A 25,402-nucleotide genomic window follows, 5' to 3' on the forward strand; every position below is an offset into this window, starting at 1 on the left:
GATCAGTTCGCGAACAGCAGCCCCGGCACCTCGATCAGCCGCTTGGCAGCCTGGATGAAGCGCGCCGCGTCCATCCCGTCCACCACGCGATGGTCGAAGGACGAGGACAGGTTCATCATCTTCCGCACTTCGATTCGCCCGTCGACGACCACCGGCCGCTCCACCATGCGGTTGACGCCGACGATCGCCACCTCGGGCCGGTTGATGACGGGCGTCGAGACGATCCCGCCGAGCGCACCCAGCGAGGTGAGCGTGATCGTTGAGCCGCTGAGCTCCTCGCGCGCCGTTTTGCCGCGCCGCGTGGCGTCCGCCAGCCGCACGACCTCCGCCGCCAGCGACCAGACGTCGCGCGTTTGCGCATCGCGGATCACCGGCACGGACAGCCCGGCATCGGTCTGCGTCGCCATACCCAGGTGGACGGCACGATGGCGGCGGACGACGCCGGCCTCGTCGTCGAAGCGCGCATTGACCATCGGGAAATCACGCGCCGCGACCACGATCATGCGGATCAAGAAGGGCAACATGGTAAGCTTCGGCTGCTCGCCGCGCTCCTCGTTCATCGCCTGACGCAACGCCTCCAGCGCGGTGACGTCGGTCTCCTCGACATAGGCGAAGTGCGGGATGCGGCGTTTCGCCTCCGCCATGTTGTCGGCGATGCGCCGGCGCAGGCCGATGATCCGGACCTCCTCGATCTCGTCGTCGATCGGTGCGTTCGCCGATGCCGATCGAGGCGCGGCCACCGTCGAAGCGGGAGCGGTCTGCCCGCGATATTTCAGGAAGGCGTCGAGATCGGCGTGGCGAACCCGGTCGCCTGCGGCATGGACCTCCGCGAGATCGACGCCGAGATCCTTCGCACGCTGGCGCACGGCGGGCGACGCCAGGACTTTCGTGCCACTGGCCCGCGCTCCAGCGCCCGCGTCCGGCTTCGCCCGGGTCGGAACGGCATCGACCGCCACCGGCGTCACCGCCGCATCCTTCGGCGGAACCGCCTCTGGGGACTCGGGGCCGTCCCCGATCGGACTCTCGGTCGCAGGCACGCTCGCCTCGGTCGGCGCCTCGGCCTCGGTCTCGAACAGCGCCAGGGTCGAGCCGATCGCGATCTGGTCGCCGACCGCGCCCGCCAGTTCGACGATGCGGCCCGATACCGGCGAGGCCATCTCGACCGTCGCCTTGTCGGTCATCATGTCGGCGACCGGCTGGTCCTCCTCGACCATGTCGCCGACGGCGACGTGCCACGCCACGATCTCGGCCTCGGCTATGCCTTCTCCGATATCGGGCAACCTGAAGGGGATACGCGCCATCTCTCAGTCCTTCATGACGCGGCGGAGCGCCTGGGTGAGCCGGACGGGTCCGGGGAAATAGGCCCATTCGAGGCTGTGCGGATAGGGCGTGTCCCACCCCGTCACACGCTCGATCGGCGCCTCCAAGTGGTGGAAGCAGCGCTCCTGCACCTGCGCGGACAGCTCCGCCCCGAAACCGCCGGTGCGCGTTGCCTCGTGGACGATCACGCATCGCCCGGTCTTCTCCACCGACGCCGCGATCGTCTCGATGTCGAGCGGAACGAGCGTGCGCAGGTCAATCACCTCGCCGTCGACGCCGCTCTCCGCCACGACCCCGAGCGCCACATGCACCATCGTGCCGTAGCACAGGATGGTCGCGTCGCCGCCCTCGCGCACCACGTTCGCCTTACCCAGGGGGATCGCATAGCGGCCGTCCGGCACGTCCGACGTCGCGTGCTTGGACCAGGGCTGGACGGGGCGATCATAATGGCCGTCGAACGGCCCGTTGTAGATACGCTTGGGCTCGAAGAAGAGCACCGGATCTGGGTCCTCGATCGCGGCGATGAGCAGCCCCTTGGCATCGTAAGGATTGGAGGGAATGACGGTCTTCAAGCCGCTGACATGGGTGAAGATCCCTTCCGGCGACTGACTGTGCGTCTGGCCGCCGAAGATGCCGCCGCCGAACGGCGACCGCACCGTGATGGGGCAGGTCCACTCGCCCGCCGAGCGGTAGCGCAACCGCGCCGCCTCGGAGATGAGCTGGTCCATGCCCGGGTAGATATAGTCGGCGAACTGGATCTCGGGCACCGGCCGCATCCCGTAGGTGGCCATGCCCACCGCTACGCCGATGATCCCGCACTCGTTGATCGGCGTGTCGAACACGCGCGTCTTGCCGTACTTCTTCTGCAGGCCGGCGGTGGCGCGAAACACACCGCCGAAATAGCCGACATCCTCGCCGAGCACGACGACGCCCTCGTCGGCGGCCATGCACAGGTCGAGCGCGGAATTGATCGCCTGGATCATGTTCATGGTCGTCATACGCCGGCCACCCGCCGCTCTTCCGCCATCCACTCGCTTTGTTCGCGCAGATGGTTAGGCATCGTCTCGAACACGTCCTCGAAGATCGTCTCGAAGCCGTGGCTGAAGGCGGTGCCCGACAGCGTGCCGAGCTTCTCCGCCTCGCGCTGGGCGTCGCGCACCGCGCCGGCGGTCTCCTTCGCCAGCGCCTCGTGGCTCGCCTCGTCCCACTCGCCGAGCGCGATCAGGTGATGCTTCAACCGCTCGATCGGATCGCCCAGCGGGAAGACCTTGGCCTCGTCGGCGGCGCGGTAGGCACCGGGATCGTCGGACGTGGAGTGCGCCTCCACGCGGTAGGTGAAATGCTCGATCAGCGTCGGGCCGTGATTGCCGCGCGCGCGCTCCGCCGCCCACTCGGTCGCGGCGTAGACGGCGAGCGGATCGTTGCCGTCGATGCGCAGCGACGCGATGCCGTAGCCGAGCCCCCGCGCCGCGAACGTCGTCGCCTCCGCGCCCGCGATGCCCGAGAAGGAGGAGATCGCCCACTGGTTGTTGACGATGTTGAGGATCACCGGCGCGCGATAGACCGAGGCGAAGATGCAGGCGGCGTGGAAGTCTCCCTCCGCCGTCGTGCCGTCGCCCACCCAGCTCGCCGCAATGCGGGTGTCACCCTTCGCCGCGCTCGCCATCGCCCAGCCGACCGCCTGCGGATACTGGGTGCCGAGATTGCCCGAGATGGTGAAGAAGCTCGCCTCCTTCGACGAGTACATGACGGGGAGCTGCCGTCCCTTCATGCGATCGCCGGCGTTGGAGTAGATCTGGCACATCATGTCGACGAGCGGCCAGTCGCGCGCGATCAAGAGCCCCTGCTGGCGATACGAGGGAAAGCACATGTCGTCGCGGTGAAGCGCGTGCGCGGCGGCGACCGACACCGCCTCCTCGCCGGTGCACTTCATGTAGAAGCTGGTCTTGCCCTGCCGCTGTGCGCGGAACATGCGGTCGTCATAGGCGCGCACGACGAGCATGTGCCGCAGCATCGCGCGCAACCGATCGGGCGAGAGCTTCGGGTCCCACGGGCCTACCGCCTCGCCTGCGGGATCGAGGACGCGGACGAGCGTGTAGGGATAGTCTCGCAATGCAGCCGGTGCGGCGTCGACGGGCGGGCGCGCCACGCTTCCGGCGGGCGCCAGCTCCAGATCGTCGAACGACACCGCGTCGCCCGGCCGGAATCTGGGCTCGGGCACGTGTAGCGCCAGCGGCGCCAGGTTGCGGCGCGGCTCGTCCGCCATGCGATCCTCCTCCATGCCCTACCTCAACGAGGCAGCAGGCTTGTCGGCTCCCTAGACGCGGATCACCGACGCAGGAAGAGCAAAGTAAGATTGTTGCTTTGCAGCGAAAGCTAATTACGCGCTTTCGGAACGCCTAGGGCCGCGTTCACGCCCTGCGGCTGCGCGGCAGGCGCGGCATAGCTCGCCGCCGGCGCATTCTCCCAGCCGCCACCAAGCGCCTTGAACAGCGCCACCGCATTCTCCGCGACGGCCGTGTCGGACTGGGCGAGCGCGGCGCGCGCGGACGCTCGGTCGCGCTCGGCGACGAGCAGGTCGAGGAAGCTGTCCCGCCCGCCGGTGGAGCGCAGCCGCGACAGGTCGGCCGCGTCGCTGGCGGCGGCGGAGGCGCGCGCCAGCGCCGCGTTCTGGTCGAGCGCGGCGGCGTAGCGGGCGAGCGCCGACTCGGTCTCGCGCAGCGCGGTCAGGATCGTGCCCTGGAAGCTGGCGAGGCTGGCGTCGGCGCCGGCGCGGGCCTGCTGGATTTCCGCGCGCGCGGCGAGGATATTGGGGAAGTTCCAGGAGATCAGCGGCCCGATCGAGAAGCTGAACGATCGCGATGAGCCGAGCTGGCCGAATTTCTGCGCGCCGGTGCCCACCGATCCGGCGAGGCTCACCGACGGGAACAGCGCGGAGGTGGCGATGCCGATGCGCGCGGTGTCGGCGGCGAGCGTGCGCTCCGCCTGGCGCACGTCGGGGCGCCTGGCGATCAGCGCGGCGCCGTCGCCCACCGGGATGATCGTGCGCACCCTCGGGATCGCGCGACAGGCGGCGGCGGTGGCGTCGATCTCGGCAGGCGGCCGGCCGGTGAGCGTCGCGACCGCGTAGAGCTCGGCGCGGCGCTCGGCCTCCAGCTGCGGCACCTGCGCGGTGGCCTGCTCGACGAGCACCTGCGCCTGGTCGACGTCGCGTCGCGTGCCGCGCCCGGCGTCGAGCAGGCGCCGGGTCAGGTCGAGCGTGTTGCCCTGCAACCGCGCCGTCTCGCGGGCGACGTCGGCCTGCGCGGCGTAGCCGCAGGCGTCGGCATAGTCCTGCGCCACCTGCGCCGCGATCGAGATGCGGACCCCGTCGAGGGCCGCCTTCTGCGCCTCGAGATCGCCGCGCGCCGCCTCGATCGAGCGGCGGACGCGGCCGAAGATGTCGACCTCGTAGGACGCGTCGAGGCCCGCCTGGAAATAGTCGAAGGTGAAGCCGCGTACGCTGGAGGTGTCGACTCCCGTCGACGTCCCCGTGCCGCCGCCGGTTCCCGTGCCCACGCCGGTTCCGGTGCCGATCCCCGAGCCGGTGCCGGTGCCGGTATCGGTGCCCGTGCCCACGCTGGTGCCGGTGCCCGAACCGCTGCTGGTGCTGTTCACGCCCACCCGGCGATGCGTGTAGCCGCCCGTGATGGTGGTCGTCGGGAACAGGCCGGCGCGCTGCTCCGCCAGCACGCCACGCGCGGCGCGCAGGTTCGCCTCCGCCACGCGGATGTCGGTGTTGTAGGCGAAGGCGTCGGCGATCAGCCGGTCGAGCACCGGATCCTGGAACAGCCGCCACCAGTCGGGCGCGAGCGGCCGCGCCGAGAGCATCGAGGCGGACGCGCTCTCCTCGAAGGCGCCGGTCGCGGCCGCCTCCACCTTGGGCGCGCGATAGTTCGGGCCCACCGCGCAACCGCCGAGCGCCAGCACCGCGGCGAGGCCCAGCATGGGCCGCATCATGCCGGCGCCCCCGTCGCGTCGGAGAGCGGCTTGCGCCGCCCCGTCGCCGCGCGCCAGCGGTCGGTGGACCACTCGCCCAGCCGCTTGGACATCACGTAGAAGCTCGGCGTGAAGATCAGCCCGAACAGCGTCACGCCGATCATCCCGAAGAACACCGCGACACCCAGCGCCTTGCGCATCTCCGATCCCGGCCCGTTGGAGATGACGAGCGGCAGCACGCCGAGGATGAAGGCGATCGACGTCATCAGGATCGGCCGCAGCCGCTGCTGCGCGGCGCGCTCCGCCGCCTCGCGGTGGCCGAGGCCCTCCTCCTCGTCCTGCCGCGCGAACTCGACGATCAGGATGGCGTTCTTGGCGGCGAGCCCGATCAGCACGACGAGCCCGATCTGGGTGAGCACATTGTTGTCCATGCCGAGCGCGTCGATGCCGAGGATGGCCGCGAGCAGGCACATCGGCACGATCAGGATCACGGCGAGCGGCAGCACCACCGACTCATACTGCGCGGACAGCAGCAGGAAGACGAACACCACCGCCAGCACGAACACGTAGGTACCGGTGTTGCCCGCCTGCTCCTGCTGGTAGGCGAGGTCGGTCCACTCGTAGGTCATGCCGGCAGGCAGGATCTTCTTGGCCAGCCCCTTCATTGTGTCGAGCGACTGGCCCGACGAGAAGCCGGGCGCCGTATCGCCCTGCAGCTCGGCCGAGGGATAGAGGTTGAAGCGTACGACGCGATAGGGGCCGGTATCGTTCTCCACGGTCAGCACCGAACCCAGCGGCACCATGCCCCCCGTCGACGAGCGCGTGCGCAGCCGGTCGATGTCCGACTGCGACTGGCGGAACGGCGCGTCGGCCTGCGCCGTCACGCGCCAGGTACGCCCGAGATAGTTGAAGTCGTTGATGTAGCTGGAGCCGAGATAGGTGCCGAGCGTCGAGAAGACGTTGGCGACGGGCACGCCGATCTGCTCGGCACGCTCGCGGTCGACGTCGGCGCGCAGGCGCGGCGTCTTGGTGTTGAACGGCGTGAAGACGGAGACGAGGCCCGCCTCCTTGCTGGCGGCGCCCATCATCGCCTGCGCCACCTGCTCCAGCGCCGGATAGCCCGCGCCCTGCCGGTCCTCGATCTCCATCTTGAAGCCGCCGCCGGTGCCGATGCCGCGCACCGGCGGTGGCGCGATCACCAGCAGCTTGCCCGCCGTGATGCCGCCGAACGCCTTGCGGAGCTGGTTGGCGGTATCGTCGGCGGTTCCCTTGCGATCCGCCTTGTCCTTGAGCGTGATGAAGATCGCGGCCGCGTTGGGCGCGGTGGTGAAGGTCGCCCCGTCGAAGCCGGCGAACGCGATCGTCGACTTCGCGGCCGCGTTCTTGAGCGCGACCTTCTGCGCCTGCTGGACCACCGCATCGGTACGCTCCAGCGACGTGCCCGGCGGCATCTGCACAACGCCGATCAGATAGCCCTGATCCTGCGCCGGGATGAAGCCCGTCGGCGTCGCCGAGAACCGCCACAGCGCCAGCGCGATCAGCGCCACGTAGACGATGCCGACCAGCACCAGCTTGCGCAGCAGCTTGGCGGTAAGCGAGCCGTAGCGTTGGGAGAGGCGATCGAAGCGATCGTTGAAGCCGTTGGCGAAGCGCCGGCCCCAGCCGCGCGGGCCCGCCGGCACCTCCTGATCGCGGTTGCGCGGGCGGAGAAGCAGCGCGGCGAGCGCCGGCGACAGCGTCAGCGACACGAACGCCGAGATGATGACCGAGGAGACGATCGTCAGCGCGAATTGCTTGTAGAACTGGCCCGAAATGCCGGGGATAAAGGCGGTGGGCACGAAGACGCCGCACAGCACCAGCGCGATGGCGATGAGCGCGCCGGAAACCTCGTCCATCGTCTTGTGCGCGGCCTCGCGCGGGGTCGCCCCCTCCTCCTCCATCAGCCGTTCACAATTCTCGATCACGACGATCGCGTCGTCGACGACGATGCCGATGGCGAGCACCAGCCCGAACAGCGACAGGTTGTTGAGCGAGAAGCCGAACAACTTCATCGCGCCGAACGCGCCGATCAGCGAAACCGGAATCGCGATGATCGGGATGATCGCCGCGCGCCAGCTCTGGAGGAACAGCAGCACGACGAGCGCGACGAGCACCAACGCCTCGAAGAGCGTGTGCTTCACCGCCTCGATCGACGCCGAGATATACTCGGTCGGATCGTAGTTGATCGAGTAGGCCATTCCCGGCGGGAAGCTCTGAGAGGCCGTCTTGAGCGCCTGACGGACGCTCTCGGCGGTCTGGAGCGCGTTGGAGCCGGGAAGCTGCGTCACCGCCACCGCGGTCGCCTCCTCGCCCGAGAGGTAGGAGTTGGTGGTATAGTCCTGCGCTCCGAGCTCGATCCGAGCGACGTCGCGCAATCGCGTCAGGCTGCCGTCCGTGCCGCGCTTCAGCACGATGTCGCCAAACTGCTCGGGCGTGGTCAGCCGGCCTTCGGTCTCGATGCCGAGCTGGAAGGCGTTGCCGTGGCGGCCGAAGGGCGGCGCGCCGATCGAGCCGGCGGCGACCTGCTGGTTCTGCCCCTGCACCTGCGCCACGATCTCGTCGACCGTCATGTTGCGCACCGCCGCCTGATCCGGATCGACCCAGATCCGCATCGAGTAGTCGCGCCCGCCGAGCGTGCGCGTGTCGCCTACGCCCTGGATGCGCTTGAGCGCGTCGTTGACCTGGAGCGTGACGTAGTTGGCAATATACTGCCGGCTGAGCGTGTGGTTGGGCGAGTAGAACTGCGCCACCATCAGGAGGTCGGGCGACGCCTTGCGCACGGTGACGCCGATCGCGCGCGTCTCTTCGGGCAGGCGCGGCTCGGCCTCGGACACGCGGTTCTGGACGAGCACCTGCGCGTTGTTGACGTCGGTGCCGAGCGCGAAGCTCACCGTGATCGTCAGCGTGCCGTCGCCGAGCGAACTCGACGACATGTAGATCATCTGCTCGACGCCGTTGATCTGCTCTTCGAGCGGCGTCGCCACCGTCTCGGCCATCGTCTCGGCGGTGGCGCCGGGATAGCTCGCCGACACCGTGACGGTCGGCGGCGCGATCTCGGGATACTGGCCTACGGGCAGGCCCGGATAGGCGATGGCGCCGACGATCACGATCAGGATCGACATCACGGCCGCGAAGATCGGCCGTTCGATGAAGAAGTGCGGGAACTTCACGCGGGCGCGCTCACCGGCTCTGCGAGACGGTGCCGGACGTCGGCAGCGGCGCCGTCACCGAAACCGGATCGGGGCCCTGATCGTCGTTGCGGGGTTGGATCCGCGTGCGGTGCGCCCTCACCGGCGCGCCGGGCTTCAGGCCGCCGACATTATCGAGCACCACCAGGTCGGTGGGCGCCAGCCCGTCGCGGATCGCGCGCAGGCCGGTGATGAGCGGCCCCGTCTCCACCGGCCGCTGCGCGACCTTGCCGCCCTTGCCCATCACAAAGACGAGCTTGCGCGTCTGATCGGTGACGATCGCCTCGTCGGGGATCATCATCGCGTGATAGGTGCCCGAGCCGAGCAGCCGCGCGCGCCCGAACATGCCGGGGGTAAGGAAACCGTCGCCATTGGGCACCACCGCGTGCGCCTTGATCGTACCCGTGCCGGGATCGATCGCATTGTCCACGAACGCCATGCGTCCACGATGCGGATAGCCGGGCTCGTCCGCGAGCTGGATATCCACCGGATTGGCCCTGACGCGGGAAGAGGCGCGCGCGCCCCGCGCCGCCTCGCGCGCATATTTGAGGTAGAAGCTCTCCGCGCCGTCGAAGGTGAACCAGATCGGATCGATCGAGACGATGGTGGTGAGCAGCGTGTCGCCCGCGGTCACCTGATCGCCGAGCGAGACCCGCCGGCTCGACGCGCGACCCGATACCGGCGCGCGCACCGTCGCGAAGGCGAGGTTTAGCCGCGCGTTGGCGGCGCTGGCCTCGGAGGACTGGAGGTTGGCGCGCGCCGTCCGCACCGAGGCGACGTCGTTCTCCAGTTCCTCGCGGCTCACCGCCTGCGCCTGCGCGAGCGCGCCCGATCGCTTCGCGACGGACGTCGCGTTGGCGAGCGTGGCGCGGTTGGACGCGATCTGCGCCTCCGCCTGCTGGAGGGTGGCGCGGTAGGGCCGCGGGTCGATCACGAACAGCGGCTGGCCCGCCTTCACCATCTGGCCGTCGGAGAACAGGATCTTCGTCACCACGCCGGTGACGCGCGCGCGCAGGTCCACCGACTGCGGCGCCTCGAAGCGGCCGACATACTCGTCCCAGTCGACGACGTCGCGCTGGAGCGGCTGCGCCACAGACACCGCGGGCGGCGGCGGCGCGGGCGGCTTCTCCTTCTTGGCACAACCCACGACGACCAGCGCCAGCGTGGCGGCAACGACGGCCCGGATCATGGACACTCCCTTGTGCGGCGCACCAAATAGCCTTCGGTCCGGGAAGCGCAAGCCTGAGTGTAACCGATCGGTACGCTGCCCCCCGACACCGCACATGCTACGAAGCGCCGCCCCCGGCGACAAGTCAGGCTTCTGAACGACCATTCGCTTCGCGTCGGCCGCGCAGACGATCCTCAAGGAACCGGTGTGTCCGCCATCGATCTCCGCCGCGCTCTCCTCGCCCGCCCGATCATGGCTGCCGTCGGCGGCGGGATGCCGGAGTTGTCGGCGACGGAGAACGAGTCGATCGTCGCCGGCGACACCTGGCTCGACGCCGATCTGTTCAGCGGCGATCCCGACTGGTCGAAGCTGCTGGCGGTGCCGCGCGCGACGCTGAGCGGCGAGGAGTAGGCCTTTCTCGACGGGCCGGTGGAAGAACTCTGCGCCATGGTGGACGAGTGGAAGATCAACATGGGCGAGCGCGATCTGCCGCCGGAGGCGTGGGATCACAGGCGTCGGCACAGGTTCTTCGGCATGCTCATCCCCAAGGAGCATGGCGGCTTCGGCTTCTCCGCGATCGGCCACTCGGAGGTGGTGCGCAAGCTCACCACGCGCTCCTCCACCGCCACCGTCACCGCCATGGTGCCCGACTCGCTCGGGCCGGGCGAGCTGATCCTGCGCTTCGGAACGGCCGAGCAGCAACGCCACTGGCTATCGCGGCTGGCGGACGGGTGCGAGATCCCGTGCTTCGGCCTCACCTCTCCGGAACCGGATCGGACGCCGCGTCGATGATCGAGGAGGACGTCGTCTAGCGTGGCGAGTGGGAGGGCAAGCGCACGCTCGGCTTCGCCTGAACTGGCACAAGCGCGATATCACGCCGGGCCGATCGCAATGATCCTCGGCGTGGCCTTCAAGCTGCACGATCCGCGAACCGGCTCGGGCGTGGCGCGAATCCCGGCATCACCGTCGCGCTGGTGCCGACCAACCTGCCCGGCGTCGAGATCGGCAGGCGGCACCTGCCCGCCTTCCAGAGCTGTCACAATAGCGGCCGCGACGTTTTCATCCCGGTGGATCTCGTGATCGGCGGCGCCTAGCGCGTCCGCCAGGGCTGGATGATGCTGATATCCGCGCTCGCCGCCGGGCGCGACGTGTCGCTGCCCTCGCAATCCGCGGCGTCCGGCGCGTACGCCGCTGGTGACCGGCGCCTATGCCCGCGTCTGCCGCCAGTCCGGCCTGCCGATCACCGATTTCGAGGCCGTGCAGGAGCGGCTCGCGCGGATCGTGGCCATGACTACCTGCTCGACGCCGCGCGCACGCTCACCTTCGCCGGGCTCGACCAGGGCCACCACCTCGCCGTCGTCGCCTCGATCGTCAAGCTCCACGCCACCGACCGGACGCGCCAGACGGTCAACGACGCGATGGACGTCCATCGCGGCAAAGCGATCATCGAGGGGTCGAACGACTATCTCGGCGACAGCTACCGCGCGATCCCAGTGGTGATCACCGTCGAGGGCGCTACCATCCTGACGCGCAGGCTGGTGGTGTTCGGCCAGGGCGCGATCCGCGCGCACCCCTACCTGCTCCATCCCACGGCGACGCGCGATCGGCTGACGCGCAACGTCTATGTCGGTGGCGGCCAGGCGGTCGCGAAGCTGCTCGCCGCGTTTGACGAGGTGATCGCCACCCAGCCGCTACGCGACCGCCTGCGCCGCACCGGCGTGAAGGACTGGCGCAAGGGCTCGGTCGGCCTGCTCACCGCGCGCGAGAAGGCGGCGCTGGAGGCGGCGGACCGCGCCACCGCCGAGGTCTCGCGGTCGACGATTTCGCGCCCGAGGAGCTGAAGGGCTCGGCTGCCGTACGACCCGAAGCTCGAACAGGGCGACAAGCGCTAGCAGCCGTGCATCGCCTCAACGGACTGCACGGTCGCGGACGTGCGACGGACGGAGGGCAAGCTGGAGGCGAGCTGACGCCGGGCTTTCTTAGCGCGGGGAGCGCAACGCTCCGAGGAGGCGCTTGACGAGCTTCGGCGGGGGCGCACCGGCCTGTCCGTCCTGCGAGGCGTTGGCGGCCGAACGAATGCTGTCCTTTATCTGGACGAAGCCGTTGCTCTTGCGGGCGCCGGAGGCCTCGTCGCCTCCGGCGGTCTCGGCGTTCCTCGCGGTCCGCACCTCGTCCTCGCCGAGCGGGATCAGGAAGGCGCAACCCGCGCCCGCCGCCGTCAGCCGCATCACCTTGGCGGCATGCGTGCCGATGCCGGGTACGCCGACCGCGAGCACCGAACCGATGCCGGTCGAGAAATTGCCGCGCACGAAGCAGCCCGTGGTCGATACGTCCTCGATGATCGCCTCGGCGACGTCCTGATCACGTTCGACGATCGATCCCGGCCGCCCGATCTTGACGCGCGCCGCCCGCTCCACCGAAATTTGCTGTTGATCACTCACGCTCGTTATCCGCAGCTCAAGAGTCTCGGATAGCGGGCTTTGGTTACCGAATCACCAAGCCCGCGCTAAGCCGCCGCCTCCAGCGCCTCCCCCAGCTCCAGCCACTTCGCCTCCGCCGTCTCCAGCGCTTGCGCCGCATCGGCGCGGCGTTTCATCAGCTCGGTCATGGTCAGCTTGGCGTGGGCGGGTTCGGCCTGCGAGGGATCGAACATCGCGCGATCCAGCGCGGAACGCAGCGCGGCGAGCCGCGTCACCTCGGCCTCCGCCTCCTTCACCGCGTTGCGGATCGACTGCGCCTGCTCGCGCTTCTCCGCGCCAGAACGACGATCGCCCTTGCGGCCCGCCTTCTTCTCGGCCGCGCCGGGCTTCGCCAACACCATCGCGGTGTAGTCGTCGAGGCTGCCGTCATACTCGCGCGCGGTGCCGGCATCGACCAGCACGAGGCGATCGGCGGCAAGCTCGATCATATGACGATCATGGCTGACGATCACCACCGCGCCGGCATAGCCGGCGAGCGCACGCACCAGCGCCTCGCGCGCGTCGACGTCGAGGTGATTGGTCGGCTCGTCGAGGATGAGCAGATGCGGCGCCTCGCGCGTAACCAGCGCCAGCGCCAGTCGCGCCCGCTCGCCGCCCGACATGGTGCCCACCCGCGCCGTCGCGCGATCGCCCGAGAAGCCGAAGCGGCCGAGCTGCGCGCGCACCGCGCCGGGCGTCGCCTGCCCCATCACCCGGTTCATGTGCGCGAGCGGGGTGTCGTCGCCGTCCAGCTCCTCCACCTGATATTGGGTGAAGTAGCCGACCTTGAGCTTGCCCGGCGCGCTGAGCGAGCCCTCCATAGCGGGCAGTTGCGCCGCCAGCAGCCGCGCCAGCGTCGTCTTGCCGTTGCCGTTTCGCCCGATCAGCGCGATGCGGTCCTGCGGGTCCATGCGCAGGTTGAGCCGCGCGAGCACCGGCGTCTCGCCATAGCCGACGGCGGCATGGTCCAGCGTGACCAGCGGCGGCTTCAGTTCGGTGGGATCGGGAAAGTCGAACGACAGCGACGGATCCTCGTAGGCCTCCGCGATCGGCTGCATCCGGGCGAGCGCCTTGACGCGGCTCTGCGCCTGCTTGGCGGTGGACGCGCGCGCCGAGTTGCGCGCGATATAATCCTGCAGCTTGGCGCGCTGCGTCTCCTGGTTGGCCCGCGCGGCGGCGACCTGCGCCAGCCGTTCCGCCCGCTGTCGCTCGAAGCTGTCGTAGCCGCCCGGGTAGAGCGTGATCTTGCCGCCGGCCAAGTGCAGGATGTGGTCGACGATGTTGTTGAGGAAATCACGCTCGTGGCTGACGATCACGATCGTCGCGGGGTAGGTCTTGAGGAAATCCTCAAGCCACAGCACCGCTTCGAGATCGAGGTGGTTAGAGGGCTCGTCGAGCAGCAGCAGGTCGGGCCGGGAGAACAGCAGCGCGGCGAGCGCCACGCGCATCCGCCAGCCGCCCGAGAAGCTCTCCATGGCCCGGCCTTGCATCTCCTCGTCGAAGCCGAGGCCGACGAGGATCTCCGCCGCGCGCGCGGGCGCGGTGTAGGCGTCGATCGCGATCAGCCGCTCGTAGATGTCGCCGAGCTTCTCGGGATCCTCCTCGGTCTCGCTCAGCACCATCAGCTCGGCGCGCTCGATATCGGCGGCAAGCACCACCTCAACGGGCGTCAGCGGGCCCGCCGGCGCCTCCTGCGCGACATAGCCGATGCGGCTGCCTTTCGGCCGCTCGGCGGCGCCGTCGTCAGGCTCCAGCAGGCCGGCGATCACCTTGACGAGCGTCGACTTGCCCGCGCCGTTGCGCCCGATCAACCCGACGCGCGACCGCGTCGGCAGCATGGCCGTGGCGCGATCGAGGATGACGCGGCCGCCGAGGCGGACGGTGATGGCGTTCAGGTTGAGCATGGCGCGTGGCGCTTAGCGGGCGGACCGTCCGTCCGCAAACGCCGCGATCACAGCCACGGCCTCGCCGCGTCCCACACCTCGTCGACGGCGATCGCGCGCACGCACACCGCGTCGCGGCCGCAGAGCTGGATCTCGTTCAATCCGCAGCCGGCGCAGGGCACGCGCTTCGACAGGATCGCGCCCTCTCCCTCCTGCCCCCACTCGTTCCAGTTGAGGCGGCCGACATGGATGCTGACGGTGGGCACGCCGCGCACCGCCGCGAGGTGCTTGGGCCCGCTGTCGTTGGCGATCACCAGCCGCGCGGAGGAGAGGATCGCGTCGAAGGCGTCGCCGTCGATCACGCCTAGCACGCGCGCCCGATCCGCTGGCAGGTCGCGGGGGACCAGAGCATCGTCGGCGAAGATCACCACGTCGTGCGCCGTCGCGGCGATCAGCCGCGCGGCGAGCGCGAGGAAGCGCTCGGCGGGCCAGCGGTTGATCGGGTGCCGCGCGCCCATGTGGAGGACGACGTAGCCGCCGCGCGTGAGGCCGTGCGCGTCGAGATGCGGCCGCGAGGGCGCGACGCGCGGCACCGGCGGCCGCTTCGCGATCGCCGCCGCCAGCCCCTCGATCAGCGTCGAGACGGTGGCGGCATGAGCTATGCGATCGAGCTGGTTCGCCTTGTCGCGCGAGCGGACGCCGACGCCGAAGTCGAGGAAGCCGAAGCGATCGGCATCGAAGCCGACCAGCCAGGTCGCGCCGGTCAGCAGCAGCAGCGGACGGCTCTCCTGCGCCGGGCTGAGATCAATGGCGAGATCGAACGACCGGCCCGCGCACGCCGCCGACAGCCGCACCTCCTCCTCGGGCGCCAAGTGCCGCCGTTCGGTGAGTGCGTCATAGCCGAGCGTGACGGTCAGCACTTCGTCGGCGAGCCCCGAGGCGACGACCATCGCGGCGACGGCGGGTTGCACGAGCACGGTGAGCCGCGCGTCCGCGAACAGCGCGCGCAGCCGAGCGAGCGCAGGCAGCGACGCGGAGACGTCGCCGAGCTGGTCGACGCGCATCGCCAGCACCGATCGGATCGGGCGATCGAACAGCGAGCGCGCCGCCGGCCGCGCAGTCGCGGGCGCGGCGACCACCGCCGCCGCGGGATCGCCCGCCGCGGGCGACGGCACATAGGCGTCGGAGCCTTCGAGCCCGGAAGGCGCCGCCGCCGGATCGGCCACGTTGACGAACAGCCCGGTGGGCGCGGGCGAGCGCCCGGCGCGGATCTCCAGCCAGTGCCGGCCCGGCGGCAGACGTCCGGCATCGATCCAGGCGTTGAGCACGTGCAGCGGCAGCGCCGCCACGCCGCGCTCGACGGCGCGCACCGGCTCCACCGCCACGCGGCGGGCGCGCGCGCCCTCGCCCAGCCACAGCTCCACCGTTTCCAGCCGTCGCGGCGCGGCGATCCGCGCGCGGACGGCGACCACGCCCGCCAGCAGCGGCTCCGCCGTGCCGTTGCACACCAGCGACAGGCAGCCGACCTGATCGAGCAGGATCGCCGGATGATGGAGCCCGCGCCCCCGCGCCGCGCCGCCGGCGGTGCCGAGCGGCCCCAGCCAGCGTCGCGGCTCGCGCTCCTCGACATGCAGCCGTCCCGGCAGATCGCGCGCGGACGGGCGGGCGACGCGATCGGCCGGCCCGGTCGCGCCGAGCCGGGCGGGCGCGCCGCCCGTCGCGTAGGGCAGGATGCCGATGCCGGCGCGGCGGCGCGCGTCCGCCATCTGCCGCAGCGCCTCGGGCCGGTGCTCGCCGTCGGTGACGGCGGCGTAGGCGGCGGTCGCGGCGCGATGCTCGCCCATTTCCTTTAGGCAGTTGCCGAGCTGGACGGAGAGGTCATCGCGCCATGGCAGCCACTCCAGCGCGCGACGATAGGCGATCACCGCCTCCAGCCACTCCGCGCGATCGCGGTGCAGGTTGGCGCAGCGCAGGTGCGGGCGACCGAAGCGCAGCCGTGCGGCGCGCTCGCCCTTGGTCAGCAGGCCGGGCATGGATGGTCCGTCACGCGGCCGGGCACGCAGCTCACGCCCGTTCGAGCAACCGCTCCCGCGCGATCTTCTCGCGCCAGACGAGCGGCGCGGTGTGGTGGACCGAGGTGCCGGTCGCGTCCACCGCCACCGTCACCGGCATGTCGCGCACCTCGAACTCGTAGATCGCCTCCATGCCGAGATCGGCGAAGCCGACCACCTTGGCGCCCTTGATCGCGCGCGCGACGAGATAGGCGGCGCCGCCCACCGCCATCAGGTAGGCGGATTTCGCCTCCCGGATCGCGTCGATCGCCGCCGTGCCCCGCTCGGCCTTGCCGACCATCGCGAGCAGGCCTTGATCGAGCATCATCTTGGTGAACTTGTCCATGCGCGTGGCGGTCGTCGGCCCGGCGGGCCCCACCACCTCGTCGCGCACGGGATCGACCGGGCCGACATAGTAGATCACGCGGCCGGCGAACTCGACCGGCAGCGGCTCGCCTCTCGCCAGCATGTCGGCGATGCGCTTGTGCGCGGCGTCGCGGCCGGTGAGCATATGGCCGTTCAGCAGCAGCCGATCGCCCGGCTTCCACGTCGCGACGATCTCCGGCGTCAGCGTATCGAGATCGACGCGGATCGATTCCTTGCTGGGCGTCCATTCCACCTTCGGCCACTCGTTCAGGTCCGGCGTCGGCAGGTAGGCCGGCCCCGATCCGTCGAGGTGGAAGTGGGCGTGGCGGGTGGCGGCGCAGTTGGGGATCATCGCCACCGGCTTGGACGCCGCGTGCGTCGGCCAATCGAGGATCTTCACGTCGAGGATGGTGGCGAGCCCGCCCAGCCCCTGCGCGCCGATGCCGAGCGCATTGACCTTGTCGAACAGCTCAATCCTGAGCTCCTCGATCTTCGACGCCGGCCCCCGTGCTTTCAGCTGCGCCATGTCTATGTCGCCCATCAGCGACTCCTTGGCGAGGCTCATCGCCTTCTCCGCCGTGCCGCCGATGCCGATGCCGAGCATCCCCGGGGGGCACCAGCCCGCGCCCATCTGCGGCACCATCTCCAGCACCCAGTCGACGATCGAGTCGCTGGGGTTGAGCATCTTGAACTTGGACTTGTTCTCCGATCCGCCGCCCTTGGCCGCCACCGTCACGTCGACAGACGTTCCGGCGACCATCTCCACCTGGAGCACGCAGGGCGTGTTGTCCTTCGTGTTCACACGGCCGAACGCGGGATCGGCGAGGATCGAGGCGCGCAGCGGGTTCTCGGGATTGCGGTAGGCACGACGCACGCCCTCGTCGATCACCGCCTGCAAGGGCTGATCGGTATCGAGCTGGCAGCGCGAACCCCACTTCACGAATACGGTGACGATTCCGGTATCCTGGCAGATCGGGCGATGGCCTTCCGCGCACATGCGACTGTTGGTGAGGATCTGCGCGATCGCGTCCTTGGCGGCAGGCCCCTGTTCGGCCTCGTAGGCGTCGCCGAGCGCGCGGATGTAATCCATCGGGTGATAGTAGCTGATGAACTGGAGCGCGTCGGCGACGCTCTCGATCAGGTCGTCGGCGCGGATGATGGTGGTCATGGCGAAAGCTGGGCCTCGGCTAACTGTGGAGTCGCGGATAGGCGTTAACCGGCTCGACGAAAAGATCACCGGGCGCGACGCATGGATCAAGCTGGGTTTCCGCGTTGGCAAGCATCAAAAATCGTCGCGTACGGAAATATAGCGCTGGCAGCGCCGACCGATTCCCGACACAATCCTTTGTGTTCTAGCCGGAGCTTCGCCGCATCATGTGGATGCTGGGAACCATGAGCGTGGTTGGCCGATCCAGCGGCCGGCGCGTCTGCCGGATTGGCAAAATGGCCTTGGCGACTAGTCTGTAGCAGGCGCGCCCGAGTCGAACGTAGTGGGAACGGAGCGGCATCTATGGATCTGTCAGGCAGCGAGACGAGCATGAGCGACGCCACCACGCTGGACGGTTCCGCACCCGCGACGATCTCCTCGCACGATGTCCGGCCGCAGCCCCATCCCGTCGAGGTCGATCACAGCCGCGACCAACTCCTCACCGATTTCGGCAAGGACACGCTGCGCGATCGCTACCTGCTGCCCGGCGAGAGCTTCCAGGATCTCTTCGTCCGCGTCGCCTCCGCCTATGCCGATGATGCCGCGCACGCGCAGCGGCTGTACGACTATATCTCTAAGCTGTGGTTCATGCCGGCGACGCCGGTGCTCTCCAACGGCGGCACCGGGCGCGGCCTGCCGATCTCCTGCTACCTCAATTCGGTGCCCGACAGCCTGAACGGCATCGTCGACACCTGGAACGAGAATGTCTGGCTCGCCTCGCGCGGCGGCGGCATCGGCACCTACTGGGGTAATGTCCGCGGCATCGGCGAGCCCGTCGGCCTCAACGGCAAGACCAGCGGCATCATCCCGTTCGTGCGCGTGATGGATTCGCTCACCCTCGCCATCTCGCAGGGCTCGCTCCGGCGCGGATCGGCGGCCTGCTACCTCGACGTCTCGCACCCGGAGATCGAGGAGTTCCTGGAGATCCGCAAGGCGAGCGGGGACTTCAACCGCAAGGCGCTCAACCTCCACCACGGCGTGCTCATCACCGACGCGTTCATGGAGGCGGTGCGCGACGGCGCGCCCTTCGATCTCGTGTCCCCCAAGGACGGCTCCAAGCGCGGCCAGGTCGACGCACGCGCACTGTTCCAGAAGCTGGTGGAGACCCGGCTGGCGACGGGCGAGCCGTACATCGTCTTCGCCGACACCGTGAACCGCACGATGCCCAAGCACCATCGCGATCTCGGCCTCAAGGTCTCCACCTCCAATCTCTGCTCCGAGATCACGCTGCCCACCGGCAAGGATCATCGCGGGCAGGATCGCACGGCGGTGTGCTGCCTCTCGTCGCTCAACCTCGAAACGTGGGACGAGTGGAACGGCGATCGCATGTTCATCGAGGACGTGATGCGCTTCCTCGACAATGTGCTGCAGGATTATATCGACCGCGCCGAGCCGGGCATGGAGCGCGCCGCCTACTCGGCGGGGCGTGAGCGCTCGGTGGGTCTGGGCGTCATGGGCTTCCACAGCTTCCTCCAGGCGCGCGGCCTCGCCTTCGAGGGCGCGATGGCGAAATCCTGGAACCTCAGGATCTTTCGCCACATCAGCGCCCAGGTGAACGAGGCCTCCATGCTGCTCGCGCACGAGCGCGGGCCCTGCCCCGACGCCGCCGACATGGGGGTGATGGAGCGCTTCTCGTGCAAGATGGCGATCGCACCCACCGCGTCGATCTCGATCATCTGCGGCGGCACGAGCGCATGCATCGAGCCCATTCCGGCCAACGTCTATACCCACAAGACGCTGTCGGGCAGCTTCTCGATCCGCAATCCGTATCTGGAGAAGCTGCTGATCGCGAAGGCCAAGAACTCGGACGCGGTGTGGAACTCGATCCTGGAGCGCGGCGGCTCGGTCCAGCATCTCGAGTTCCTCAGCCAGGAGGAGCGGGACTGCTACAAGACCTCGTTCGAGATCGACCAGCGCTGGCTGATCGAGCTCGCCGCCGATCGCACGCCGTACATCGACCAGGCGCAGTCGCTGAACCTGTTCATCCCCGCCGACGTCGAGAAGTGGGATCTGCTGATGCTCCACTTCCGCGCGTGGGAGCTGGGCATCAAGTCGCTCTACTATCTGCGCTCCAAGTCGGTGCAGCGCGCCGGCTTCGCGGGCGGCGTCGAGGCCGACAACACGATCGAGCTCAAGCAGATCGACGTCGAGGTCACCGACTACGACGAATGCCTCGCGTGCCAGTAGCGGGACAGAGTCCCAGAGCGTAGGCGGTCGAACGAACGAGCCTGTCCGATCGTGCCAGCCGGGCGGACATCCGCTACGCCGACGCGACGACCGGCTTGGGATCGGGACCCCAGCGATTGGCGCCGCGCCGGCTGTCGGTCAGGAAGAAGACGAGCAGCAGAATCGCGCCGAGCAGCGGGACGAAGCCCGCGAGCAGCCAGAAGCCGCTGCGGCCGACATCGTGCAGGCGGCGCACCGCCACGGCGAGCGACGGCAGGATCATCGCGAGGCTCGCGATCCGCGTGATCCACCCCGCGTCGGTCGCCTGCGAGTAGGCCCACAAGCCCGGCGCGGTCGTGACCGACGTCACGGTGTCGCCACCTGTCGGCAGCCAGCTATCGAGCGTCACGGTGACGGCGAACAGCAGGAACAGGAACAGCACGAACGCCCAATACTCCACGCGCCGCGAGCGGCCGCGGAAATCGGCGTAGCGGCGCAGCGGCAGGATCATCCAATGCATGGCGCCTCCTACGCCACCGGCGGGCGGCGCCGATAGCTCAGCGCCTCGGCGACGTGGATGCGGCGGACCTCGTCGTCGACCGCGAGGTCCGCGATCGTGCGCGCGACGCGCAGCACGCGATGATAGCCGCGCGCAGACAGCCGCATCTGCTCCGCCGCCTGCGCGAGGAGCTGACGCCCGGCCTCGTCGGGCGTGGCGACGCGGCCGAGCAGTTCGCCGTCGGCCTCGGCGTTGGTTCGCGGCCCAAGCCCCGTGTAGCGCACGGTCTGCACGGCGCGCGCTGCGGCCACCCGTGCCGCGACCTCCGCCGAGCCTTCGGTGGGCGGCGGCAGCACGAGATCGGCGGCGGAGACGGCGCGCACCTCAACGTGGAGGTCGATGCGGTCGAGCAGCGGGCCCGAGACCTTGGCCTGATAGTCCGCCGCGCACTTCGGCGCGCGGGCGCAGGCGAGCGACGGGTCGCCGAGATGGCCGCAGCGGCACGGGTTCATCGCCGCGACGAGCTGGACGCGCGCCGGGAAGGTGACGTGCGCGTTGGCACGCGCGACCGACACGACGCCGCTCTCGATCGGCTGGCGCAGCGAGTCCAGCACCGGACGCTGGAACTCGGCGAGCTCGTCGAGGAACAGCACGCCGAGATGCGCGAGGCTGACCTCGCCGGGCCGCGCGCGCAGGCCGCCGCCGGTCAGCGCCGCCATCGACGCCGAGTGGTGCGGGCTGCGGAACGGCCGCCGCCGCACCAGCCGCCCGCCGGCGAGCGTGCCCGCGACGCTCGCCACCATCGAGACCTCCAGCGCCTCGGCCGGCGTCAGTTCGGGCAGGATGCCGGGCAGGCACGCCGCCATCAGCGACTTGCCCGCCCCCGGTGGTCCGACCATCAGCAGGTTGTGCCCGCCCGCCGCCGCGATCTCCAGCGCGCGCTTGGCGGTTTCCTGGCCTTTCACCTGGGCAAGGTCCGGACCGGGCACGGCAGGCTCGGCGACGCCGGGTTCGGGCGGCGGCACCTGCCCCGCGCCCTTCAGATGATTGACGAGGGCCAGCAGGTCGGGCGCCGCCACCACCTCGACATTGCCCGCCCACGCCGCCTCGGAGCCCTGCGCCGCCGGGCAGATCAGCCCGCGCTCGGTCTCCGACGCGTGGAGCGCCGCCAGCAGCACGCCCGGCGCCGGCGCCAGCCGCCCGTCGAGGCCGAGCTCGCCCACCGCGACATAGCCGGCGATCGTCTCCGCATCGACGATCCCCATCGCGGCGAGCAGCCCCAGCGCGATGGGCAGATCGAAGTGCGAGCCCTCCTTGGGCAGATCGGCGGGCGAGAGGTTCACGGTGATGCGCTTGGGCGGCAGCGACAGGCCGATCGCGGCGATCGCGGCGCGCACCCGCTCGCGGCTCTCCGCCACCGCCTTGTCGGCAAGGCCGACGAGCACGAAGGCCGGCAGCCCCGCGGCGAGTTGCACCTGCACCTCGACGGGGCGCGCCTCCAGCCCGAGGAACGCCACGGTGGATACGATCGCGACCAACTACACGCCCCCTCTTGAGGTCGAACCCTAGAGGCGGTCCCACGAAACTCAAGCATGGCTCCATCGGGGCGCGTGGCGGGTTTGGCACGCATGACGTGGGCGGACAGGTGGCGGGGCTGGCGATCGTCGGGGCTCGCACGCACCATCGCCTTCGTCGCGGGATGGCTGCTGATCCTGGCCTCGCCGGCGGTAGGCGTGATCCCCGGCCCCGGCGGCGTGTTCGTCTTCGCGGCCGGCGCGGCGCTGATCCTCAGGACGTCGGTCCGCGCCAAGCGGTGGTACGTGCGCGTGAAGCGGCGCTGGCCGACGATCGGCGACTGGGTGGACTGGGGGCTGAGGCGGCCGAGCTACCGAAGGCGGCAGGAGAGGCGCTGCGCGTCCGATTGACCACCCGAGCGATTTCCCGTATCGCGCACGACCTGACGGCTGCCGCCCGATCGGCGGCCTTTTTCCCGTTCGATCAAGGGCAGAGACGATGAAGCGCACCTTCCAGCCGAGCAACCTCGTGCGCAAGCGCCGGCACGGCTTCCGCGCGCGTTCGGCGACGCCGGGCGGCCGCAAGGTGCTCGCCGCGCGTCGCGCGCGCGGCCGCAACAAGCTCTCGGCCTGAAGCTTCCGGGGATCGCCACGATCGGGCTGCGCCGGGATTTCCTGGCGGCGAACGCGGCGTGGCGCAAACCGACGGCGGGCTTCGTGCTGCTCGTCCGACGCCGGAAGGATGGCGACGAGACGGTGCGGTTGGGCATCACCGTGACCAAGAAGATCGGCAACGCCGTCGTCCGCAACCGGATGAAGCGGCGCTTTCGCGCGCTCGCCGCCGATCTGCTGCCTGAACACGGCGTGCGCGGGGCCGACCACATCCTGATCGGCCGTTCGGGCGGCGTCGAGCGCCCGTTCGACACGCTGCGCCGCGATCTCGCCTCGGGGCTCGCGAAGGCCGGCGCCGCGCGGTGATCGCGCGCGCGCTGATCCTGATCGCGAAGGCGTGGCAGGCGGGGCCGTCGGTGCTCGCCGGCGCCACCTGCCGGTACCAGCCGTCATGTTCGGCCTATGCGATCGAGGCGCTGTCGCGCTATGGCGCCGCACGCGGTGGCTGGCTCGCGGCGCGCCGGCTCTGCCGATGCCACCCGCTCGGCGGCCGCGGCTACGATCCCGTGCCGTGAGGCCGACGGCGGAAAGACACGCAACCTTGAACGAACAGCGCAACCTCATCCTCGCCCTCGTCCTGTCGGCGCTGGTCCTGCTCGGCTGGACGTTGATTTCCGATCGCCTCGCGCCGCCGGCGACGAAGCCGTCGACGACGGTGGTGAACGGCAAGACGGTGCCGCTGCCCAATCCGCAGGCGCAGCCGGTGGCGACCGGCCCCGCGGCGGTGCGGACACGCGGCGCCGTGCTCGGCGCGTCCCCCCGCGTGCGGATCGCCACGCCGCGCCTCGCCGGCTCGATCAACCTCACCGGCGCGCGGATCGACGACCTTGTGCTCGTGACGCAGCGCGAGACGATCGCGAAGAACTCGCCGCCCGTCCGCCTGTTCTCGCCCGACGGCACCGAGCTCGCCTATTTCGCGGGCTTCGGCTGGACGGGACAGGGCATGGCCCTCCCCGGCCCGACGACACGGTGGACCGCCGACGGCGCGCTGCTCGCGCCCGGACGCCCGGTGACGCTGCGCTGGAGCAACGGCCAGGGGCAGGCCTTCGCCATCCAGCTTGCGGTGGACGACCAGTATCTCTTCACCGTCCGCCAGTCGGTCGGCAACGCCGGCGCCACGCCGGTCGCGATCCGCCCCTTCTCCTTTGTCACGCGCGCGGGTCAGTCCAAAGATCCGTCGACCTGGGCGGCGCATGTCGGCCCGATCGGCGTATTCGACGGCGCCGCCGACTATTCGGTCGACTGGAAGGATCTCGACAAGGCGGGCGACGCCGGCGAGACGCGCCACTCGACGGGCGGCTGGCTGGGCTTCGGCGACAAATACTGGCTGACGGCCGCGATCCCCGATCCCAAGGCGCCGGTGGACGCCGCCTTCCGCGCGAGCAACGGGCGCTACCAGGCGGAATATGCCGGAGCGCAGCAGGGGGTGCCGGCAGGCGGCCAGGCGACGACGCGCGCCTACCTGTTCGCGGGCGGCAAGGACGCGACGCTGCTCGATCGCTACGACGCGCAGCTCGGCTTCGACAAGCTCGACCACGCGATCGACTGGGGCTGGTTCATCTGGTTCGAGAAGCCGATCTTCTACGTGCTCGACTGGCTGTTCAGGACGGTGGGCAATTTCGGCCTCGCGATCGTCCTGCTCACCTGCCTGGTGCGCGGCCTCATGTTCCCGATCGCGCACCGCCAGTTCCGATCGGCGGCGCAGATGCGGATCGTCCAGCCCAAGATGAAGGCGCTCCAGGAACGCTACAAGGACGACAAGCAGAAGCTGCAGGAGGAGATGATGAAGCTCTACCGGCAGGAAAAGATCAATCCCGTCGCCGGCTGCCTGCCCGTGTTCCTCCAGATCCCGATCTTCTACGCGCTATACAAGGTGCTGACGCTGACGCTGGAGATGCGGCACCAGCCTTTCTTCCTGTGGATCAAGGATCTGTCCGCGCCCGATCCGCTGACGCCCGTCAACCTGTTCGGCTTCCTGCCCTTCGTGCCGACCGGCTTCTTCCACCTCTCGGTGCTCGCCATCCTGCTCGGCGTGACGATGTTCCTCCAGTTCCGGCTCAACCCGGCGCCCGTCACCGATCCCGCGCAGAAGCAGATGTTCGCGCTGATGCCCTGGTTCATGATGTTCATCATGTCGCCCTTCGCGGCGGGCTTGCAGGTCTACTACATCATGTCGAACTCGATCACGATCCTGCAGCAGCGCTGGCTCAACAGCCGGATGGGCGTGACCGCCACGTGACGCCCGAGGAGGCCGATGCCCGGATCGAGGCGGCGAGGAAGCTGTTCGCCGGGCCGATCGCGTTCCTCAAGTCCGCGCCCGATCTCCGCTTCCTGCCCGAGCCAGGCGTGCCCGAGGTGGCGTTCGCGGGGCGGTCGAACGTCGGCAAGTCGTCGCTCATCAACGCGCTGTGCGGTCGCAACGCGCTCGCCCGCACGTCGAACACACCGGGCCGTACGCAGGAGCTCAACCTGTTCGAGGTCGGCGATCCGCTGGCCTTCCGCCTGGTCGACATGCCGGGCTACGGCTATGCCGAGGCGCCCAAGGACCTGGTGCGGCGCTGGAAACACCTGGTGAACGACTATCTGCGCGGCCGCCCGGTGCTGGCGCGCGTGCTGGTGCTGGTGGACGCGCGCCACGGCCTGAAGGACGTCGATCGCGAGCTGATGACGATGCTGGACAGGGCGGCGGTCTCCTACCGGCTGGTGCTCACCAAGGCCGACAAGGTGAAGCCTACCGCGCTTGCCGCCACGCACGAGGCGGTGGCCGGCGAGGCGCGCAAGCACGTCGCCGCGCACCCCGAGATCCTCGACACGTCGAGCGAGACCGGCAGCGGTATCGCCGAGCTGCGCGCGGCGGTGCTGGACGCGATCACGGCCTGACGGCGCGGCGCG

General features: G+C 69.8%; 22 protein-coding genes. 10 read left to right on the forward strand and 12 right to left on the reverse strand.

All coding sequences use genetic code 11. From position 1 onward, the window contains the following. Positions 1-2 precede the first annotated feature (2 nt). The 6 genes from ACOFKX_RS04820 to ACOFKX_RS04845 form a co-directional block, all read right to left on the reverse strand. Positions 3-1,301, reverse strand: a complete 1,299-nt coding sequence (locus ACOFKX_RS04820; protein ID WP_419825939.1) for a dihydrolipoamide acetyltransferase family protein — start codon at positions 1,299-1,301, stop codon at positions 3-5. 3 nt (positions 1,302-1,304) lie between these two features. Beyond that, positions 1,305-2,309: an alpha-ketoacid dehydrogenase subunit beta gene (locus ACOFKX_RS04825; RefSeq protein ID WP_419827346.1), complete on the reverse strand. Its 1,005-nt coding sequence runs from the start codon at positions 2,307-2,309 to the stop codon at positions 1,305-1,307. A 5-nt stretch (positions 2,310-2,314) separates the two neighbouring features. Continuing rightward, entirely contained in the window at positions 2,315-3,586 is a 1,272-nt protein-coding gene (locus ACOFKX_RS04830; protein WP_419825940.1) for a 3-methyl-2-oxobutanoate dehydrogenase (2-methylpropanoyl-transferring) subunit alpha, read from the reverse strand. 110 nt (positions 3,587-3,696) lie between these two features. After that, positions 3,697-5,307 (reverse strand): efflux transporter outer membrane subunit, encoded by a 1,611-nt coding sequence (locus ACOFKX_RS04835; RefSeq protein WP_419825941.1) that lies wholly within the window; start codon positions 5,305-5,307, stop codon positions 3,697-3,699. An 8-nt stretch (positions 5,308-5,315) separates the two neighbouring features. Beyond that, the gene (locus ACOFKX_RS04840; RefSeq protein ID WP_419825942.1) at positions 5,316-8,507 is read right to left on the reverse strand and encodes an efflux RND transporter permease subunit; all 3,192 of its coding nucleotides are present in this window, start codon (positions 8,505-8,507) and stop codon (positions 5,316-5,318) included. 10 nt (positions 8,508-8,517) lie between these two features. Beyond that, complete coding sequence (locus ACOFKX_RS04845; protein WP_419825943.1) at positions 8,518-9,714, reverse strand: efflux RND transporter periplasmic adaptor subunit; 1,197 nt, start codon at positions 9,712-9,714, stop codon at positions 8,518-8,520. Between the two features lie 186 nt (positions 9,715-9,900). Here ACOFKX_RS04845 and ACOFKX_RS04850 point away from each other — a divergent pair, with 186 nt between their 5' ends. From ACOFKX_RS04850 to ACOFKX_RS04860, 3 genes are all read left to right on the forward strand, one after another. Then, positions 9,901-10,104 carry a hypothetical protein gene (locus ACOFKX_RS04850; protein WP_419825944.1) on the forward strand — a complete coding sequence of 68 codons (204 nt, stop codon included), beginning with the start codon at positions 9,901-9,903 and terminating at the stop codon, positions 10,102-10,104. Positions 10,105-10,122: 18 nt separating this feature from the next. Beyond that, positions 10,123-10,485, forward strand: a complete 363-nt coding sequence (locus ACOFKX_RS04855) for an acyl-CoA dehydrogenase family protein (RefSeq protein ID WP_419825945.1) — start codon at positions 10,123-10,125, stop codon at positions 10,483-10,485. A gap of 323 nt (positions 10,486-10,808) precedes the next feature. Continuing rightward, on the forward strand, positions 10,809-11,534 hold the full coding sequence (locus ACOFKX_RS04860) for a hypothetical protein (RefSeq protein ID WP_419825946.1): 726 nt from the start codon (positions 10,809-10,811) through the stop codon (positions 11,532-11,534). Between the two features lie 138 nt (positions 11,535-11,672). On the opposite strand, the gene ACOFKX_RS04865 is transcribed toward ACOFKX_RS04860, so the two are convergent. The 4 genes from ACOFKX_RS04865 to ACOFKX_RS04880 all read right to left on the reverse strand — a co-directional run bounded on the left by ACOFKX_RS04865 (position 11,673) and on the right by ACOFKX_RS04880 (position 17,620). Next, the gene (locus ACOFKX_RS04865; protein ID WP_419825947.1) at positions 11,673-12,134 is read right to left on the reverse strand and encodes a hypothetical protein; all 462 of its coding nucleotides are present in this window, start codon (positions 12,132-12,134) and stop codon (positions 11,673-11,675) included. A 65-nt stretch (positions 12,135-12,199) separates the two neighbouring features. After that, positions 12,200-14,056 (reverse strand): ABC-F family ATP-binding cassette domain-containing protein, encoded by a 1,857-nt coding sequence (locus tag ACOFKX_RS04870; RefSeq protein ID WP_419825948.1) that lies wholly within the window; start codon positions 14,054-14,056, stop codon positions 12,200-12,202. Between the two features lie 47 nt (positions 14,057-14,103). After that, positions 14,104-16,068 (reverse strand): glycosyltransferase family 9 protein, encoded by a 1,965-nt coding sequence (locus ACOFKX_RS04875; protein WP_419825949.1) that lies wholly within the window; start codon positions 16,066-16,068, stop codon positions 14,104-14,106. A 31-nt stretch (positions 16,069-16,099) separates the two neighbouring features. Next, positions 16,100-17,620: a fumarate hydratase gene (locus ACOFKX_RS04880; RefSeq protein ID WP_419825950.1), complete on the reverse strand. Its 1,521-nt coding sequence runs from the start codon at positions 17,618-17,620 to the stop codon at positions 16,100-16,102. Between the two features lie 342 nt (positions 17,621-17,962). Here ACOFKX_RS04880 and ACOFKX_RS04885 point away from each other — a divergent pair, with 342 nt between their 5' ends. Next, complete coding sequence (locus tag ACOFKX_RS04885) at positions 17,963-19,846, forward strand: ribonucleoside-diphosphate reductase subunit alpha (RefSeq protein ID WP_419825951.1); 1,884 nt, start codon at positions 17,963-17,965, stop codon at positions 19,844-19,846. A 73-nt stretch (positions 19,847-19,919) separates the two neighbouring features. Here ACOFKX_RS04885 and ACOFKX_RS04890 read toward each other — a convergent pair whose 3' ends face one another. Together ACOFKX_RS04890 and ACOFKX_RS04895 are read right to left on the reverse strand one after the other, a co-directional pair. Next, complete coding sequence (locus tag ACOFKX_RS04890; protein WP_419825952.1) at positions 19,920-20,345, reverse strand: DUF805 domain-containing protein; 426 nt, start codon at positions 20,343-20,345, stop codon at positions 19,920-19,922. 8 nt (positions 20,346-20,353) lie between these two features. Then, positions 20,354-21,862 (reverse strand): YifB family Mg chelatase-like AAA ATPase, encoded by a 1,509-nt coding sequence (locus ACOFKX_RS04895; RefSeq protein ID WP_419825953.1) that lies wholly within the window; start codon positions 21,860-21,862, stop codon positions 20,354-20,356. 54 nt (positions 21,863-21,916) lie between these two features. Between ACOFKX_RS04895 and ACOFKX_RS04900 the strand changes: the two genes are divergently transcribed. The 6 genes from ACOFKX_RS04900 to yihA all read left to right on the forward strand — a co-directional run bounded on the left by ACOFKX_RS04900 (position 21,917) and on the right by yihA (position 25,390). After that, a complete protein-coding gene (locus ACOFKX_RS04900) occupies positions 21,917-22,249 on the forward strand; it encodes a hypothetical protein (RefSeq protein ID WP_419825954.1) in 333 nt (110 codons plus the stop codon). Positions 22,250-22,337: 88 nt separating this feature from the next. Next, a complete protein-coding gene (gene rpmH / locus ACOFKX_RS04905; RefSeq protein ID WP_419825955.1) occupies positions 22,338-22,472 on the forward strand; it encodes a 50S ribosomal protein L34 in 135 nt (44 codons plus the stop codon). A 41-nt stretch (positions 22,473-22,513) separates the two neighbouring features. Further along, positions 22,514-22,816: a ribonuclease P protein component gene (gene rnpA, locus ACOFKX_RS04910; protein ID WP_419827347.1), complete on the forward strand. Its 303-nt coding sequence runs from the start codon at positions 22,514-22,516 to the stop codon at positions 22,814-22,816. Further along, on the forward strand, positions 22,813-23,025 hold the full coding sequence (gene yidD, locus ACOFKX_RS04915) for a membrane protein insertion efficiency factor YidD (RefSeq protein WP_419825956.1): 213 nt from the start codon (positions 22,813-22,815) through the stop codon (positions 23,023-23,025). The genes rnpA and yidD overlap by 4 nt, the downstream gene beginning before the upstream one ends. A 26-nt stretch (positions 23,026-23,051) precedes the next feature. After that, the gene (gene yidC, locus ACOFKX_RS04920) at positions 23,052-24,749 is read left to right on the forward strand and encodes a membrane protein insertase YidC (RefSeq protein ID WP_419825957.1); all 1,698 of its coding nucleotides are present in this window, start codon (positions 23,052-23,054) and stop codon (positions 24,747-24,749) included. After that, a complete protein-coding gene (gene yihA, locus ACOFKX_RS04925) occupies positions 24,746-25,390 on the forward strand; it encodes a ribosome biogenesis GTP-binding protein YihA/YsxC (protein ID WP_419825958.1) in 645 nt (214 codons plus the stop codon). The genes yidC and yihA overlap by 4 nt, the downstream gene beginning before the upstream one ends. Positions 25,391-25,402 lie beyond the last annotated feature (12 nt).

Origin of the sequence: Sphingomonas sp., from assembly GCF_965200105.1 — a bacterium.
Lineage (GTDB): Bacteria > Pseudomonadota > Alphaproteobacteria > Sphingomonadales > Sphingomonadaceae > Solisphingomonas.

Excerpts from the sequence above, each read along its gene's own strand:
- ACOFKX_RS04870 (WP_419825948.1), bottom strand. The coding sequence starts at position 14,056 with ATGCTCAACCTGAACGCCATCACCGTCCGCCTCGGCGGCCGCGTCATC.
- ACOFKX_RS04835 (WP_419825941.1), bottom strand. The coding sequence starts at position 5,307 with ATGCTGGGCCTCGCCGCGGTGCTGGCGCTCGGCGGTTGCGCGGTGGGC.
- ACOFKX_RS04900 (WP_419825954.1), top strand. The coding sequence starts at position 21,917 with ATGGCTCCATCGGGGCGCGTGGCGGGTTTGGCACGCATGACGTGGGCG.
- ACOFKX_RS04885 (WP_419825951.1), top strand. The coding sequence starts at position 17,963 with ATGGATCTGTCAGGCAGCGAGACGAGCATGAGCGACGCCACCACGCTG.
- rpmH (WP_419825955.1), top strand. The coding sequence starts at position 22,338 with ATGAAGCGCACCTTCCAGCCGAGCAACCTCGTGCGCAAGCGCCGGCAC.
- ACOFKX_RS04845 (WP_419825943.1), bottom strand. The coding sequence starts at position 9,714 with ATGATCCGGGCCGTCGTTGCCGCCACGCTGGCGCTGGTCGTCGTGGGT.
- ACOFKX_RS04890 (WP_419825952.1), bottom strand. The coding sequence starts at position 20,345 with ATGCATTGGATGATCCTGCCGCTGCGCCGCTACGCCGATTTCCGCGGC.
- ACOFKX_RS04860 (WP_419825946.1), top strand. The coding sequence starts at position 10,809 with ATGCTGATATCCGCGCTCGCCGCCGGGCGCGACGTGTCGCTGCCCTCG.
- ACOFKX_RS04875 (WP_419825949.1), bottom strand. The coding sequence starts at position 16,068 with ATGCCCGGCCTGCTGACCAAGGGCGAGCGCGCCGCACGGCTGCGCTTC.
- ACOFKX_RS04830 (WP_419825940.1), bottom strand. The coding sequence starts at position 3,586 with ATGGCGGACGAGCCGCGCCGCAACCTGGCGCCGCTGGCGCTACACGTG.
- ACOFKX_RS04880 (WP_419825950.1), bottom strand. The coding sequence starts at position 17,620 with ATGACCACCATCATCCGCGCCGACGACCTGATCGAGAGCGTCGCCGAC.
- ACOFKX_RS04825 (WP_419827346.1), bottom strand. The coding sequence starts at position 2,309 with ATGAACATGATCCAGGCGATCAATTCCGCGCTCGACCTGTGCATGGCC.
- ACOFKX_RS04820 (WP_419825939.1), bottom strand. The coding sequence starts at position 1,301 with ATGGCGCGTATCCCCTTCAGGTTGCCCGATATCGGAGAAGGCATAGCC.